This is a genomic window from Streptomyces sp. NPDC028419 (assembly GCF_055565515.1).
Window position 1 is genome coordinate 22222 of the sequence record NZ_JBVHUE010000043.1, and the last position, 15723, is coordinate 37944.

Consider the following 15723-nt stretch of genomic DNA (forward strand, 5'->3'; position numbering starts at 1 on the left):
GGGACGGGGGCCGGGGCTCGGCTACGGGCGGGACGGGACGGACTGCTTGCTGTCCTGGGCGGGCGGCGGGTCCTCGCCGGACGCGGCGAGCCAGCCACCGACGGCCACGGCCACCACCAGCACCGCCCCCGCCAGGGACAACATCAGCCGCCGCTTGCGCACGGTGTCGGCCCGGTGCCGCGCGGCCCCCGGCCGATGCCCGCCGGCAGGTCTCGGCACCCGGGCCGTCCCGAGCGCACCCCCGGCCAGCTCCTCCGGCCCCGGCACCCGCATCGACGTATGCGTGTCCCGGTTCGAATCCGTCGCCGACCCCGGAACCAGCGGCACCACGCCCCGCCTGCGCACCGGAGCGGCGGGGGCCGGGGCGGCCTCGGCGGGCTCCTCCTCCAGGTCGTCCGGCTCGTCGACGTCCAGCGGCGGCATCCCGCTCAGCAAGGGCAGCAGGTCCCGCAGCCGGGCGGACAGCTCCGAGGCCCGCAGCCGCGAGGCGGGGGCCTTGGCCAGGCACTGGACCATCAGCTGCCACAGCTCGTCGGGGATCCCCGGCAGCGGCACCACCGTCTCGGTGACGTGCCTCCGCAGCACCGCCCCCGGGTGCCCGCCACCGAAGGGCGTGAAGCCGGCGAGCAGCTCGTACAGGACGGTCGCGAGCGCGTATATGTCCACCGCGGCACGCGGCGGCAGGCCCTCGACGATCTCGGGGGCGAGGTAGTCGGGCGTACCGATGATCCGGGTGGTCGGCGCCACGGCCCGGCTGCCGCCCGGCGGCGGCGCGGCCCGGCGCGGGGAGTCGATCAGCTTGGCGACGCCGAAGTCGGTGAGCAGCGCCGGGTGCGCCCCGCCCGGACCGATCGGCCCCTGCATGTCGAGCAGCACGTTCTCGGGCTTGACGTCGCGGTGCACCACCCCGGCCGCGTGCGCGGCGGCGAGCGCGTCCGCGACGTCGGCGACGATCGCGACCGCCGCCTCGGGGGCGAGCCGCCGTTCGCGGTCGAGCCGGGTCCGCAGGTCCGTACCGCGGACCAGGTCCATCACGAGCGCGAGGTCGTTGCCGTCCACGACGAGGTCGCGGACCGAGACGACGTGCGGATGCTCCAGCCCGAGCAGCGCGCTGCGCTCCTGGACGAACCGTCCCACCAGCTCCTGGTCGGACGCGAGGTCCTCACGGAGCAGCTTGACGGCGACGGGGCCCTCGGGCCCCTCACCGAGCCATACCGTGCCCGCGCTACCGCGCCCAAGGATCTGGTGCGCGGTGTACCGGCTGCCGATCTTCCGTGCCACGACTGCTCCCTCAGCGGCTGGCGTACACACCAAAGCTACGCGGCCGCGTGGGGGTTGGAGGCCAGCAGGGGGCCCGATTCGCGACGACCTTCACTTCTGTGGGCGAAATCGTGTCCTGGAAGTCGACAAATCCACGAACTCACCGCTAAGGAGCAGTCCCGGCGTCAGCCGGTGGAGCCTTTGCCGCCGAGGTCGCCGACCCACTGCTTCACCTCGGAGCCCCAGGACCAGACCTGGTCCCACCAGCCCTTGCCGGTGCCCACCCATTCCTGGAGCGGGGTCAACTCCCAGACCAGCCAGCCCGCGACGAAGAACAGGACCAGGGTGAACAGGCAGCCCTTGAGGCAGCCGAGCCCCGGGATCCGCATCGGGTTGGCACCGCGCCGGCGCGGCTCGCGCGGCTCGCGCGGGGCGGGCCGCTGGGGCTGTTGCTGCGGCTGCTGCGGCTGCTGCTGGCGCGGCTGCTGCTGGTACTGCGGCTGCTGGGGCTGCTGCGGCCGCTGCTGGTACTGGGGCTGTTGCGGCTGCTGGTACTGCTGCTGCGGAGGCTGCTGCCGGTACTGCTGGGGCTGGGGCTGGCGCTGCTGCGGCTGCTGGTACTGCTGCGGCGGTCCCTGCTGGTACTGCTGGGGCTGCTGGTACTGCTGCTGCTGCGGAGCCTGGCGCTGCGGCCTGCGGCGCAGCGGGTCGTCGGCCGGGTCGAGGTAGTGCATCTGGGTCTGCTCGTTGCGGTCCCGGGCGGCCCGCATCTGCGACTGCCACGGGTGCGGCTGGTCCGGCGCCTGTACGGGCGGCAGCACCGCGGTCGGGTCGGCCCCGGGCGCGTGCTGCGGGGCCGGCGGCATCGACCGCATGACGCTGGTGGCCGCGTTCGGGTCGTAGGCGCCCATGGGGCCGTTGACGGGCGGCAGCACCTGGGTCGGGTCGGCGGCGCCGGGGGTCTCGGGCACCGGCGCGGGCGCCGGGTCGGGCGCGAGCAGCGCGCCGACGCCGAGCGCGGCCTCGACCTCGGCCGCGGAGGAGTGCACGCCGATGCCCGCGGCGACCACGCGCAGGGCGCGGGCCAGGCTGACGGCGCTGGGCCGCAGGTCCGGCTCCTTGCTCAGGCAGCGCTCGATGACCGTCCACAGCGGCTCGGGCAGGGTCGAGGGGCGCTGCGGGTCCTCGCTGAGGTGGCGGTGCAGCACCTCCAGCGCGGTGCCGCCCGCGAACGGCGGACGGCCGGTGACCAGCTCGTACATCAAGATGCCCGCGCCGTAGATGTCGACGGCGGAGGTCTGCGGGCGGCCCTCGGCGGACTCGGGGGCGACGTAGGCGGGCGTGCCGACGAACTCGTGGGTGCGGGTCAGGCCCGGGGAGTCGGCGAGGCGCGCGATGCCGAAGTCGGTGAGCATCGGGCGCATCTGGCCGTCGCGCTCGTCGACCAGGACGTTCGCGGGCTTGAGGTCGCGGTGCACGACGCCGTCGGCGTGGCTGGCGGCGAGCGCGTCCGCGATCTGGGCGGTCAGCAGGCTCGCGGCGACCGGGGTGAAGGGCCCGTTCTCCCGCAGGTACTTGTGCAGGTCGGGACCGTCGATGAGGTCCATGACGAGCGCGAGCAGGTCGCCCTCGACGACGAGGTCGCGGGTGCGGACGATGTTGGGGTGGGTCAGCCTCAGCAGGACGGAGCGCTCGCGCAGGAAGCGCATGACGACGTCCGGGTCGTGGGCCAGCTCCTCCTTGAGGACCTTGATGGCCACGGTCTCGCCGGGCTGCCCGGCGACCGCCGCCTCGGCGCCCGCGGCCTCGCGCTGGCGGGCGCGCCAGACGGTACCCGTGGCGCCGCGTCCGAGCGGCTCCTCGAGCAGGTATTTGCTGCCGACTGGCCGCACGTCTCGCGCTCCCCTGCTGTCGTCCTGCTGTCGTCTTCCGACTGTTGCTTTTCCCAGAGTTTTTCCGACCCACTCTAGGCGGTGTCCCGAGGGAAGACGCTGGGCGTCCAGCGATGGTTGCCGTACATATATACGAAGAGTGATATTTGCGGGGTATGCCCGTGGCGATTTTCCGCAGGTCGCTGTCCGTATCCGTTCGGGGTGTGGACGGATACCCGATCGATCAAGATCACTTGTGGGTGGGTGTCGGGCGTGTTGTCGGTGGCAGGTGCGAGGATGCACCCGTACGGAGTGGGGGGTCGGGAGCCCTCCTCTCCGGATGACCTGACCGGACGACGCGTCCGCGCCGGGTGGGGGGCCAACGGGCGGTCATGTCCCGCCGTTCCCCTGCCGGGCGCACGCAGCGCGCACCGCGCAGAAGGGACCGCTGACGGCGATGCAGATCCGGCTGACCGTCCTCGGGCCGCGCAGCGGCCACCAGATCGCGCCCGCGACGTGTGACGTGCTCGTCACCGCGCCCGTCGGCACCCCGCTGGCCGCGGTGGCCTCCGGGCTGGCGGCGACCGTGGCGGGCCCGGACACGGGGGGCACGGTGGTCCTCTACGCCGGCGCGGAGCGGCTCGATCCGCAGCGCCGGGTGCTGGGCGAGCCGCCCCTGGTCGACGGGGCCGTACTGGCCCTGCACACGCCGGTCGCGGAGGTGGCGCCCGGTCCGGACGAGGGCCTCGGCGCGCCCCAGCTGCACGTGGTGGCGGGACCGGACGCGGGCGGCGTGCACCTGCTGCACCCCGGCTCGCTGCGGATCGGCCGCTCCGCGGACGCGGACGTGCCGCTCGACGATCCCGACGTCTCCCGGCTGCACTGCGCGGTGACGGTCTCGGAGGACGGCCGGGTGAGCGTCGCCGACCTCGACTCGACGAACGGCACCACCCTGGACGGGACCCCGGTGGCGGGCGCCCCGGTCCGGCTGGCGCCGGGAGCGCTGCTCCGGGTCGGCGAGTCCACCCTGCGACTGGCGGGCCCGGCCGCGCCCCCGCTCCCCCTGACCCCGGACCTCCAGGGCCACCTGGCCCTCCCGCCCCCGACCGCCCCCGGCTCCGGCGACCCGCACACCGGACCCGACGGCCCCGGCGCCGCGCACCCGGAGCACGCCCCGGCCCCCGCGTACGCCCCCGCCCCGACCCGGCCCCCCGCGACCGCCCCGCGGACCGGTACCGACCGGACCGGCGACCACCCGGACCCCACCGGCGCCGCACACGCACCGCACGCACCGCACGCATCGCACTCCCGGTCCGACACCCCGGCCGGCGGCACGCGCTCCGGCCACCCGGCCACCGCCTGGCCCCCCGCCGGCGGCCCCGACACCGGCCCCGGCGCCCGCGCCGCGGACGGCACGGGGTCCGGCTTCCCGGCGGCCGCCCGGCGGCGCGGGATCGGGGCCTGGGCGCGCAAATGGGTCGGGCGGGACGAAGAGGTCGAGGTCCCCGTCGAGATCCCGGTGGCCGCCGCCGCGGCCGGCGCGGAGCCGGCGGCGGACGACCCCGCCTCGCTGCTGCTGGCCGCGCTCGGGCCCACCGAACGGCTCTGGGGCCGCGGCCCGGGCCACCCCGAACAGCTCGTCGTCAGCCTCGGCGCGGGCGCCCTCGTCCCGCTGCGCACCGCCGGGGCGCTGGGCCTCGCCGGTCCGCGCGCCCGGCTGACCGGGCTGGCCCGCTCCGTGGTCGCCCAGCTCGCCGCCCTGCACTCCCCCACCGCGCTGGAGATCGTGCTGATCGCCGCCGACCGGGCCCGCCCGCTGACCGAGCGGCGCGCCGACTGGGGCTGGCTCGGCTGGCTCCCGCACACCCGTCCCGCGCACGGCCAGGACTGCCGCCTGCTGCTCGCCTACGACCGGGACCAGGCGACCGCGCGGACCGGCGAGCTGACCCGGCGGCTCGACGACTCCCCGCTCGGGACCAGTTGGGCCGCCGCCGACCGCCAGGCCGTGGCCGACGCCGCCCGCGCCTACGACGGCCCGCGCGTCCTCGTCCTGCTCGACGGCGATCCCGGCCCCGGCCAGCTCCGCGACGTGACCGGCCGGCTCGCCTCGCACGGCCCGGCCGCCGGCATCCACGTCCTCGCCCTCGCCGACGCGCCGGCCGCCACCGCGGCCTCCCCCGTCGACGAGACGTACCGGGAGGCCTGCGCGAGCGCCCCGGCCTTCCGGGACTGCGGCGCCGTCGCCCTGCTCAGCGGGGACGTGGCCACGGTCGTGCGCAGCTTCCGCGTGCTCGGGGGCCGCCCGGTGGCGCCCGGGGAGAGCTCCGTCGTCGACGCCGTCTCCGCCGCGTGGGCCGAGCGGTTCGCCCGCGCCCTGGCCCCGCTGCGCACCGAGGGCGCCGGCGGCGAGCCGGTGCGCCCGGCCAGCGCCGCCCTGCCCACGACCGCCCGGCTGCTCGACGAGCTGGGCCTGGCCCGGGCCACCCCGGCGTCCCTGATGGCCCGTTGGGCGGCCGCCACCGACCAGGGGCAGGGCGTCGGCGGACAGCTGGAGGTCGTCCTGGGCAGCGGCCGGGGCGGTCCGGTCGGGGCCGAGCTGGTCACCGACGGCCCGCACCTGCTGATCGAGGGGCCGGCCGGCAGCGGGCGCACGGAGCTGCTCCGTTCCGTCGCCGCCTCCCTGTCGGCCGCGGCCCGCCCGGACCGGCTCGGCCTGGTGCTGCTGGACGGGGCGGGCGGCGAGCGCGGGGAGGGGCTGCTGGCCTGTACCGAGCTGCCACACGTCTCCGCGCACCTGGTGGCCTCCGATCCGCTGCGCATGCGGGAGTTCGCCCAGGCCCTCCTGGCCGAACTCAAGCGCCGGCACGAGCTGTTGGAGGGGGTCCCGTTCTCCGAGTGGCACGCCCGGCGCGAGGTCGCCGACCGGCTGGTCGCGCCGCGCCGGCCCAGCGCCGGCGAGCTGCGCGGCGATCTGGACCCGCAGCGTTCGGGCACCCTGCGGCTGCGGGCGGCCGGGCCGCGCGCCGACGCGGGACCCGCTCCGCTGCCCCGCCTGGTGGTCCTGGTGGACGACTTCGACGCGCTCGTCGCGCCCGCCCTGGGCAGTACGGGCCGCCCGTCCGCCGGTTCGGTGGTGCGGGCCCTGGAGGCGGTGGCCCGGGAGGGCGCCCGGCTCGGCGTCCACCTCGTGGCGACCAGCGCGCGCCCGGACCGTACGGCCGACACCGAGCTGGCCCGGTCCTCGACCCTGCGGGTGGAGCTGGACGCGCCCGACCAGCCCGGCCCCGGCCGCGGGTCGCTGCGGCGGGCCGACGGACGGACGCTGCCCTTCCAGGCGGGCCGGGTGACCGGTCGGATCCCGCGGACCGCGACCCAGAGACCCACTGTGGTTCCGGTCGAGTGGGAACGGATGGGCGATCCGCCGGCCCGTCGTCCGGTGCGCGAGCTGGGCAACGGCCCGACCGACCTCGCCCTGCTGGCCAGCGCCCTGGACCGGGCCTCCCACCTGGTCTCGGCCGTACCCGTGCTGTTCCCGCCGGCCCCCTGAGCCCCGCCGATCCCGCGCGCGGCCCGGGGCTCCGGCGCCCGACGCGGTATTGCGGGGTGGCACGGCTCGGCGTAGACCTTGTGGTCCGGGACACACCATGGACATCGGGGGCAGAGCCATGCGCACGCACGGAACGGGCCGCACCACACGCACGCGCACCTGGACGGCGCTGGCCGCCGGTTGCGCGCTCGTACTGACCGCCTGCGGTGGTGGGGGCGACGGGAAGAAGGACACGGACCCGAGCCCGGACGCCGGGAGCACGCAGAGCGGCCCGCGGGTCCAGTTACCTTCCCTGGCCGGGGAGAAGCTGGAGGTCGCGGCCGTCTGGACGGGACCGGAGCAGGAGAACTTCACCAAGGTCCTCAAGGAGTTCGAGAAGCGGACGGGCGCCACCGTCACCTTCGTGCCGGCGCAGGACCCGATCGTCACCTTCCTCGGTACGAAGGTCGCGGGCGGCCAGCCGCCGGACGTGGCCCTGCTGCCCCAGGTGGGGGCGCTGGTCTCGGCCGTGACGAACAAGTGGGCGCAACCGGTGGGCCCGGAGGCGCAGAAGCAGCTCGACCAGAACTACTCGGCGGGCTGGAAGGCGCTGGGCGCGGTCGGCGGGACCCAGTACGGCGTCTACTACAAGGCGGCCAACAAGTCGCTGGTCTGGTACAACGCGAAGGCGTTCAAGGCGGCGGGCGTGCAGCCGCCCACGACCTGGGCGCAGTTCCTGCAGACCGCGGACACCCTGTCGGCCTCGGGCGTCCCGGCGGTCTCGGTGGGCGGCGCGGACGGCTGGACCCTCACCGACTGGTTCGAGAACATCTACCTCTCGCAGGCCGGTCCGCAGAAGTACGACCAGCTCGCCAAGCACGAGATCAAGTGGACGGACGACAGCGTCAAGCAGGCGCTGACCACCCTGGGCCAGCTCTTCGGCCGCAAGGACTTCCTGGCGGGCGGCCAGACCGGCGCGCTGGCCACCGAGTTCCCCAAGTCCGTCACCCAGACCTTCACCGGCGGGGACCGGCCGGCCGCGGCGATGGTCTTCGAGGGCGACTTCGTGGCGGTGAACATCGCGCAGACGGAGGCCAAGGTGGGCACGGACGCCCTGGTGTTCCCCTTCCCCGCGGTCGGCGCGAAGGCCCCGGTGGTCTCGGGCGGTGACGTGGCGGTGGCGCTGAAGCCCTCGAAGGGCGCGCAGGCGCTGCTGACCTTCCTGGCGTCGACGGACGCGGCGGAGATCCAGGCGAAGCTGGGCGGTTTCGTCTCGCCGAACCGCGGGGTGAACCCGGGCGCCTACCCCAACGAGATCCAGCGGGACATCGCCAAGAACCTGATCGCGGCGGGCGACGACTTCCGCTTCGACATGTCCGACCAGGCTCCGGCGTCCTTCGGCGGAACGCCGGGGGCGGGCGAGTGGAAGGACCTCCAGGACTTCCTGGCGAACCCGGCCGACGTCGCGGGCGCACAGGCCAAACTGGAGGCCGACGCGGCCAAGGCCTTCGGGAACTGATCCCGGTGGCCCCCAAGACGGTCACCACCGCCGCCCCCGCCGGGGCGCGCACCCGCGCGGCCCGGCGGCACCGACTGGTGGCGGGGGCGTTCCTGCTGCCCGCCCTGGTGCTGCTCGGCGCGCTCGTCGTGCACCCGATCGGCTATTCGCTCTACCGGAGCCTCTTCGACCGCACCGGCGACTCCTTCGTGGGCGCGGCGAACTTCCGGGAGATCCTGCACGACGACACCATCCGCACGGCACTGGGCAACACCGCCCTGTGGGTGGTGCTGGCTCCGACGACGGCGACCGCGCTGGGCCTGATCTTCGCGGTGCTGACCGAACGGGTGCGCTGGGGCACGGCGTTCAAGCTGCTGGTCTTCATGCCGATGGCCATCTCGATGCTGGCCGCGGGCATCATCTTCCGGCTGGTGTACGAGGCGGATCCGGACCGCGGGGTGGCGAACGCGGTGTGGGTCGGGGTCCACGACACCTTCGCGCCCTCCTCGGCCTTCCCCAAGGCCCGGCCGGGCCGGGATTCGCCGCTGGTGGACGCGGGCGGCGGCGCGTTCGTGACGCGCGACCCGGTACGGGCGGGCGTCCCCGCGCTGATCCCGCTGGTCGGGGTGGCACCGGACGACCTCCCCAAGGGCACCCGCCCGGCGAAGGCGGCCACCGCCGAGCCGGGCCGGGTCACCGGAACCGCCTGGCAGGACTTCCGCCCCGGCGGGGGCGGTCGCACCAACGCGCTCGACCCGGCCGAGTCCGGGTACGCGGGCATGCGGATCGAGGCGGTCAAGGACGGCAAGGTGGTGGAGTCGGCCACGGCGGCGGGCGACGGCACCTTCAGCCTCTCCGCGAAGGCCGACGGGGCGCTGCTGCGGCTGCCCGCCTCGAACTTCGCGGCGCCGTACGCGGGCGTGCAGTGGCTGGGGCCGACGCTGGTCACCCCGGCCGTCATCGGCGCGTACGTGTGGATGTGGGCCGGTTTCGCGATGGTCCTGATCGGGGCCGGGCTGGCGTCCGTACCGCGGGAGCTGCTGGAGGCGGCCCGGGTGGACGGGGCGAACGAGTGGCAGGTCTTCCGGCGGATCACCGTCCCGCTGCTGGCGCCGGTGCTGGGCGTGGTGCTGGTGACCCTGGTCATCAACGTCATGAAGATCTTCGACCTGGTGTTCGTGATCGCGCCGGGCTCGGTGCAGGACGACGCGAACGTGCTCGCCCTCCAGCTCTACCGGACCTCCTTCGGCACGGACGCGAACCCGGGCCTCGGCAGTGCCATCGCGGTGCTGCTGCTGGTGCTCGTCCTCCCGGTCATGCTCTACAACATCCACCGGATGCGCCGGGAGGCCCGCCGATGACGACGCCGACCCTCACGAGCAGGCTCGCGGCGCGCGCCGCGGGCGGCGCCGTGCGCGTGTTCCTGGTCCTCGCGGCCGCGTTCTGGCTGCTGCCGACCCTCGGGCTGTTGGTCTCCTCGCTGCTGGCGCCCGCCGACCTGAACAAGGCGGGCTGGTGGCAGGTGCTGACCGCGCCGTCCCGGCTGACCACCGCCAACTACGAGCGGCTGCTGTCCAACGACACCATCACCGGCTCGCTGCTGAGCACGGTGGCGATCACCGTGCCGGCCACCCTGCTGGTGCTCGTCCTGGGCGCCTTCGCCGGATACGCCTTCGCCTGGCTGGAGTTCCCGGGGCGGGACGCGCTGTTCCTGGTGGTGGTCGCGCTGTTGGTGGTCCCGGTGCAGGTGGCGCTGATCCCGGTCTCCGAACTCTTCGGTTCCATCGGCCTGTTCGAGACCACGGCCGGGGTGGTGCTCTTCCACGCCGCCTTCGGGCTGCCCTTCGCGGTGTTCCTGCTGCGCAACTTCTTCGCGGAGATCCCGCGCGAGCTGCTGGAGGCGGCGCGCCTGGACGGGGCGGGCGAACTGCGGCTGTTCGCCCGGGTGGTGCTGCCGCTGGGCGGTCCGGCGATCGCCTCGCTGGGCATCTTCCAGTTCCTGTGGGTGTGGAACGACATGTTGGTGGCGCTGGTCTTCGCGGACTCGGCGCACCCGCCGATCACGGTCGCGCTCCAGCAGCAGGTGCGGCAGTTCGGCAACAACATCGACGTCCTCGCGCCGGGCGCGTTCTTGTCGATGGTGATCCCGCTGGCCGTGTTCTTCGCCTTCCAGCGCCAGTTCGTATCGGGGGTGATGGCGGGCGCGATCAAGTAGCGCCGGGCCACCGGGGCGGCGAGTCGGAGCGCGAACCGCCGCGTTGACGTGCCGCGTTGACGCTGGGTAACCCGAATGCCACGGGTCGCGTAACCCGATCGCCACCCCGGGGGTTGCTGGGCAAAATGCCCGCGCCGACCCCTGGATGTGCCGTGCCCCGGTTCAGCGTCATCGTGCCCGCGTACAAGGTCCAGGCGTACCTCCAGGAGGCGCTGGACTCGGTCCTGTGCCAGTCGTACCCGGATCTGGAACTGATCGCGGTGGACGACGCCTCCCCGGACGCCTGCGGTCAGATCATCGACGAGTACGCGGCCCGGGACCCCCGGATCACCCCGGTGCACCTGGCGCGCAACGCGGGCCTGGGGCCGGCGCGCAACGCGGGCCTGTCCCGGGCCACGGGCGACTACCTGATCTTCCTGGACGGCGACGACACCCTCGCGCCGGGCGCCCTGCAGGCCGTCGCGGACCGGCTGAAGGCGACCGGCTCCCCCGACGTCCTGGTCTACGACTACGCGCGCACCTTCTGGACCGGCGAGACCACCCGCAACCGGCTCGCGCACCGCCTCGGCGAGGACGGCCCGGCCAGCTTCCGGATCGCCGACCGCCCCGCCCTGCTGGGCATGCTGATGGTGGTGTGGAACAAGGCGTACCGGCGGGAGTTCGTGGAGCGCGAGGGCCTCGTCTTCCCGCCCGGTTTCTACGAGGACACCCCCTGGACCTACCCGGCGCTGCTGACCGCCGAGTCCGTCGCCGTCCTGGACCGGGTCTGCGTGCACTACCGCCAGCGCCGCAGCGGTTCGATCCGGACCACCCCCAGCCGGGCCCACCTCGACGTCTTCGACCAGTACGACCGGGTGTTCGCCCACCTCGCCTCCCGCCCCGAACTCGACCGGTGGCGGCCGGTCCTGCACCGGCGGATGGCCGAGCACTTCTGCGCCGTGTACGCCGACCCGCACCGCCTCCCGCGCGCCGCCCGGCCGGAGTTCTTCCGGCGGGCGGCCCTCTCGCTGCGCCGCTACCGGGTCGCGGTGCGCTCCGACGCGCAGCCGCTGTCCCTGTCGCGCACCGACCGGCTCCGGCACGCCCTGATGCGCTTCGGCCTGCGGCGCACCTACGGGCTGCTGTCCGGGCTGCGGGCGCTCGGCACCCGCCTGGGCCGCAGCGCGCTGGGCGGCCTGCGGGGCCTGCGCGAAACGGCGCTGCGCTGCCACTACCGGATCCAGCGGCTGCTGCCGCTCCGACCCGACCTGGCGGTCTTCAGCGCGTACTGGCACGGCGGGTACGCCTGCAACCCGGCCGCGATCGAGGCGAAGCTGCGGGAACTGGCGCCCGGTACGCGCACCGCGTGGATCTGCGACCCGGCGCACGCCGCGACGCTGCCGAAGGAGACGGCCGCGCTGCGTCCCGGCTCGCCGGCCTACTGGACCGCGCTGGCCCGGGCCACGTACCTGGTCACGAACGTGAACTTCGACCGCGCGCTGGTCAAGCGGCCCGGGCAGGTCCTGCTCCAGACCCAGCACGGCACTCCGCTCAAGCGCGTCGGCCTGGACCTCCAGGACCGCCCGGCGGCGACCCCGACCACCGATTTCGCGGGCCTGCTGCGGGGCGCCGACCAGTGGGACTACCTGCTGTCCGGGAACCGGCACTCCACGCTGGTGTGGGAGAAGGCGCTGCCGTCGTCCTACACGACGCTGGAGTACGGCTACCCGCGCAACGACGTCTTCCACCGGGCCGCGCCGAGCGACGTGCTGGAGCTGCGCGAGCGCCTGGGCATCCCGGCGGGCTCGACCGTGATCCTGTACGCGCCCACGCACCGCGACTACCGGCGCAGCCGTCCCGAACACCTCGACTTCGAGCGGGTGCTGCGCGATCTCGGCCCGCGCTTCACGATCCTGGCGCGCACGCACCTGACGTACGCGGACACCCCGCCGACGTGGGAGCGCCACCCCCGACTCCTGGACGTGACGGCCCACCCCTCGGTGGAGGAACTCTGCCTGGCGTCGGACGCGCTGGTGACGGACTACTCGTCCCTGATGTTCGACTACGCGGCGCTGGACCGGCCGATCGTGATCCACGCGGACGACTGGGAGGCCTACGAGGCGTCCCGCGGCACCTACTTCGACCTGCGCGCCTTCCCCCCGGGGGCGATCGCCCGGACCGAGGACGAGCTGGTGGACATCTTCGCCACCGGCCACTGGCAGGGCTCCCGCTCGGCCCAGCTCCGCGCCGCGTTCCGTTCCCGCTTCTGCACGTACGACGACGGCCACGCGGCGGAACGCGTGGTCCGCCACGTCTTCCTGGGCCAGACCACCCCCATCCCCCCCATCACCCCCCTGGAAGACCGCCACCCCACCCCATCCCACCCCGGCCACTCCAGCCCCGCCAACGTCTGAGCCGCCCCACCCCAATCCAGCCCGCCCCACCCAGCCCCGCCGGCGTTTGAGGCGCCCCACCCCGCCCCACCCAGCCCCGCCGGCGTTTGAGGCGCCCCGCCCCACCCCAATCCAGCCCCGCCCCATCCAGCCCCGCCGGCGTTTGAGGCGCCCCCGGAGGGCGAACGCACCCGCAGGGCCCCACCGCACCAGCCACCCCCACCGGGGACAGCCCGGGGGGCCAGGGGCCAGGCCCGGGGGGCCAGGGGCCAGGCCCGGGGGGCCAGGGGCCAGGCCCGGACCAACCGCCAGACACCCCCACAGGCGTCAGACCTTGAGCCCCGCCACCACAGACGCCGCCAACGCATCCAGATACGCCCGCGGCGCAGCGTCGTTGACGACCACCACCCGCCAATACAACGGCCCGATCGCCAGATCGAGCGCCCGCTCCGGATCCGCCCCCTGCGCCAACTCCCCCCGAGCGACCGCCTCCGACACGATCCCCTCGGCAAGCCTCCGCTGCCCGTCCAACAACGCCCCCCGCACCGCCGCCGCGATCTCCGGATTCCGCGCCGCCTCGACGAGCAGGTCGGGGATGACGGCCGAGGCCACCGGGTGCCGCAGGACGTGGGACATGACCTCCAGCAGGGCCCGTACGTCCCCGTACAGCGACCCCGTGGCCGGCACCGGCAGCCCGTCCACCGCGAAGGCGGCCACCAGGTCCAGCACCAGGTGCAGCTTGGACTTCCAGCGCCGGTAGACGGCCGTCTTGCCGACCCCCGCCCGCCGCGCGATCCCCTCGATCGACATCCGCGCGAAGCCGACCGCGGCCAGTTCGTCGACCACCGCCGCCCGGATCGCCTCGGTCACGTCCTCGCGCAGCACAGCCGCCCCGGCGGGCGCCCGCCGCCGGACCGCGGCGGGAGCGGCGGGCGCCGAGGGCGCGGCAGCGGGGTCGGTCGTGGCGGGAGCGGCGGGAGCGGCAGGGTCCGGGGTCATACAGGGAGCATAACCGCGCACGCCGTCCCACACCCGTCACGACGATACGGTTGCGTTCCGACGTGTCCCGCCCTAACCTCGCCGTAGCGACGATACGGACCCGTTCCATCGCCAGCGACGCCCCGCCCCCGTCGAAAGCGACCTCCGTGACCACCACCCTGGCCAAGCCCCCGGCCCCCCGGCCGGACATCGAGGAACTGGCGGCCGCCCACGGCCTGACCCTCAGCGGCGCCCGCCCCTCCCTGCCCGCGTACATCGGCCAGCTCTGGCAGCGCCGCCACTTCGTGATGTCGTACGCGACGGCGCGGATGGCGGCGACGTACAGCACCGCGAAGCTCGGCCAGGTCTGGCACCTGGTCACCCCGCTGCTGAACGCGGCCGTGTACTACTTCATCTTCGGCATCATCATGAAGGCCAGCCACGGCGTCGACGACTACCTCCCGTTCCTGATCACGGGCGTCTTCGTCTGGGACTTCATCGGCAGCTCCATCAACGCCGGCACCCGCGCCGTCCACAGCAACCTCGGCCTGGTCCGGGCCCTGCACTTCCCCCGCGCGAGCCTGCCCCTGTCCAGCGTGATCCAGCTCTTCCAGCAGCTGCTCGTCACCATGGGCGCCCTGGTCGTCCTCCTGGTCTGCTTCGGCCAGCTGCCCACCTTGAACTGGTTCCTGGTCCTCCCCACGCTCTTCCTGATGGCCGTCTTCTGCGCGGGCTGCGCCATGGTCATGGCCCGGCTCGGCAGCAAGAACCCGGACGTCAGCCAGCTGATGCCCTTCGTCCTGCGCACCTGGATGTACTCCTCGGGCGTCATGTGGAGCATCAGCGACATGCTCAAGAAGGACCACCTGCCGCACTGGGTGACCACGGTGCTCCAGACGAACCCGGCCGCCGTCTACATCGACCTGATGCGGTACGCGCTGATCGACAGCACCAAGATCTCGTCCCTCCCGCACCACGTCTGGCTGATCGCCATCGGCTGGGCCCTCGTCGCCGGCGTCGGCGGCTTCATCTACTTCTGGAAGGCCGAGGAGGAGTACGGACGTGGCTGACACGACGACGACCAGCAGCGCCAGCACCACCGCGGGCGCCGGCGCCCCCGCCGACACCCGCGTCCCCACCGTCATCGCGGACGACGTCCACATCACCTACCGGATCGTCGGCACCGGCGCCGGCCGCGGCAGCGCCACCGCCGCGCTCAGCCGGATCTTCAACCGCAAGAAGCCGAGGCCCGGCATCCGCGAGGTGCACGCCGTGCGCGGGGTGTCCTTCATCGCCTACAAGGGGGAGGCCATCGGCCTGATCGGCACCAACGGCTCCGGCAAGTCCACCCTGCTCCAGGCCATCGCGGGCCTGCAGCCGGTGGAGCGCGGCCGGATCTTCTCGCACGGCCAGCCCTCGCTGCTCGGCGTGAACGCCGCCCTGATGAACGACCTGACCGGCGAGCGCAACGTCATCCTCGGCGGCCTGGCCATGGGCATGTCCAAGCAGCAGGTCCAGGAGCGCTACCAGGGCATCGTCGACTTCTCCGGGATCAACGAGAAGGGCGACTTCATCTCGCTCCCCATGCGCACCTACTCCTCCGGCATGGGCGCGCGCCTGCGGTTCTCCATCGCCGCCGCCAAGGACCACGACGTCCTGATGATCGACGAGGCCCTCGCCACCGGCGACGCCTCCTTCCAGCGCCGCAGCCAGAAGCGGATCGAGGAGCTGCGTCGGACCGCGGGCACGGTCTTCCTGGTCAGCCACGGCATCGGCACCATCCGCGAGACCTGCGACCGCGTCCTGTGGCTGGAACACGGCGTGCTGCGGATGGACGGGCCGACGCAGGAGGTCTGCGACGCGTACGAGGAGTTCGGCAAGCAGTAGCGGCCAGCGGCCGCGCCACCACCACGACGGGGAGGGGGGGGGGGGGGGAGGGGGGGGGGGGGGGGGGGCGGGGGGGGGGGGGGGGTATCCAGCTGGGGGGTTTGCAGGGGGAGAAG

General features: G+C 74.3%; 10 protein-coding genes. 7 read left to right on the plus strand and 3 right to left on the minus strand.

Annotated features, from left to right (window positions below):
- Positions 1-21: 21 nt before the first annotated feature.
- Together ACZ4UB_RS34780 and ACZ4UB_RS34785 are read right to left on the minus strand one after the other, a co-directional pair.
- Complete coding sequence (locus ACZ4UB_RS34780; RefSeq protein WP_468076536.1) at positions 22-1281, minus strand: serine/threonine-protein kinase; 1260 nt, start codon at positions 1279-1281, stop codon at positions 22-24.
- A 164-nt stretch (positions 1282-1445) separates the two neighbouring features.
- Positions 1446-3152 (minus strand): serine/threonine-protein kinase, encoded by a 1707-nt coding sequence (locus ACZ4UB_RS34785; RefSeq protein WP_468076538.1) that lies wholly within the window; start codon positions 3150-3152, stop codon positions 1446-1448.
- A gap of 436 nt (positions 3153-3588) precedes the next feature.
- Between ACZ4UB_RS34785 and ACZ4UB_RS34790 the strand changes: the two genes are divergently transcribed.
- The 5 genes from ACZ4UB_RS34790 (at position 3589) to ACZ4UB_RS34810 (ending at position 12763) form a co-directional block, all read left to right on the plus strand.
- Positions 3589-6678: an FHA domain-containing protein gene (locus tag ACZ4UB_RS34790; RefSeq protein ID WP_468076540.1), complete on the plus strand. Its 3090-nt coding sequence runs from the start codon at positions 3589-3591 to the stop codon at positions 6676-6678.
- Positions 6679-6796: 118 nt separating this feature from the next.
- Positions 6797-8176 carry an ABC transporter substrate-binding protein gene (locus ACZ4UB_RS34795; RefSeq protein WP_468076542.1) on the plus strand — a complete coding sequence of 460 codons (1380 nt, stop codon included), beginning with the start codon at positions 6797-6799 and terminating at the stop codon, positions 8174-8176.
- Positions 8177-8250: 74 nt separating this feature from the next.
- Positions 8251-9516 carry a carbohydrate ABC transporter permease gene (locus tag ACZ4UB_RS34800; RefSeq protein WP_354384025.1) on the plus strand — a complete coding sequence of 422 codons (1266 nt, stop codon included), beginning with the start codon at positions 8251-8253 and terminating at the stop codon, positions 9514-9516.
- Entirely contained in the window at positions 9513-10370 is an 858-nt protein-coding gene (locus tag ACZ4UB_RS34805) for a carbohydrate ABC transporter permease (RefSeq protein ID WP_468076544.1), read from the plus strand. Before ACZ4UB_RS34800 ends, ACZ4UB_RS34805 begins: the two co-directional genes overlap by 4 nt.
- 152 nt (positions 10371-10522) lie before the next feature.
- On the plus strand, positions 10523-12763 hold the full coding sequence (locus tag ACZ4UB_RS34810; RefSeq protein ID WP_468076546.1) for a bifunctional glycosyltransferase/CDP-glycerol:glycerophosphate glycerophosphotransferase: 2241 nt from the start codon (positions 10523-10525) through the stop codon (positions 12761-12763).
- A 306-nt stretch (positions 12764-13069) separates the two neighbouring features.
- On the opposite strand, the gene ACZ4UB_RS34815 is transcribed toward ACZ4UB_RS34810, so the two are convergent.
- On the minus strand, positions 13070-13741 hold the full coding sequence (locus tag ACZ4UB_RS34815) for a TetR/AcrR family transcriptional regulator (protein ID WP_468076548.1): 672 nt from the start codon (positions 13739-13741) through the stop codon (positions 13070-13072).
- 146 nt (positions 13742-13887) lie between these two features.
- Between ACZ4UB_RS34815 and ACZ4UB_RS34820 the strand changes: the two genes are divergently transcribed.
- Together ACZ4UB_RS34820 and ACZ4UB_RS34825 are read left to right on the plus strand one after the other, a co-directional pair.
- Complete coding sequence (locus tag ACZ4UB_RS34820) at positions 13888-14790, plus strand: ABC transporter permease (protein ID WP_354383987.1); 903 nt, start codon at positions 13888-13890, stop codon at positions 14788-14790.
- Positions 14783-15607, plus strand: coding sequence for an ABC transporter ATP-binding protein (locus tag ACZ4UB_RS34825; RefSeq protein WP_468076550.1), 825 nt, complete (start codon positions 14783-14785; stop codon positions 15605-15607). Before ACZ4UB_RS34820 ends, ACZ4UB_RS34825 begins: the two co-directional genes overlap by 8 nt.
- Positions 15608-15723 lie beyond the last annotated feature (116 nt).

What these genes read in the sequence shown, in the direction of transcription:
- ACZ4UB_RS34790 (WP_468076540.1), top strand. Translation starts at nt 3,589, where the DNA reads ATGCAGATCCGGCTGACCGTCCTCGGGCCGCGCAGCGGCCACCAGATC.
- ACZ4UB_RS34795 (WP_468076542.1), top strand. Translation starts at nt 6,797, where the DNA reads ATGCGCACGCACGGAACGGGCCGCACCACACGCACGCGCACCTGGACG.
- ACZ4UB_RS34805 (WP_468076544.1), top strand. Translation starts at nt 9,513, where the DNA reads ATGACGACGCCGACCCTCACGAGCAGGCTCGCGGCGCGCGCCGCGGGC.
- ACZ4UB_RS34815 (WP_468076548.1), bottom strand. Translation starts at nt 13,741, where the DNA reads ATGACCCCGGACCCTGCCGCTCCCGCCGCTCCCGCCACGACCGACCCC.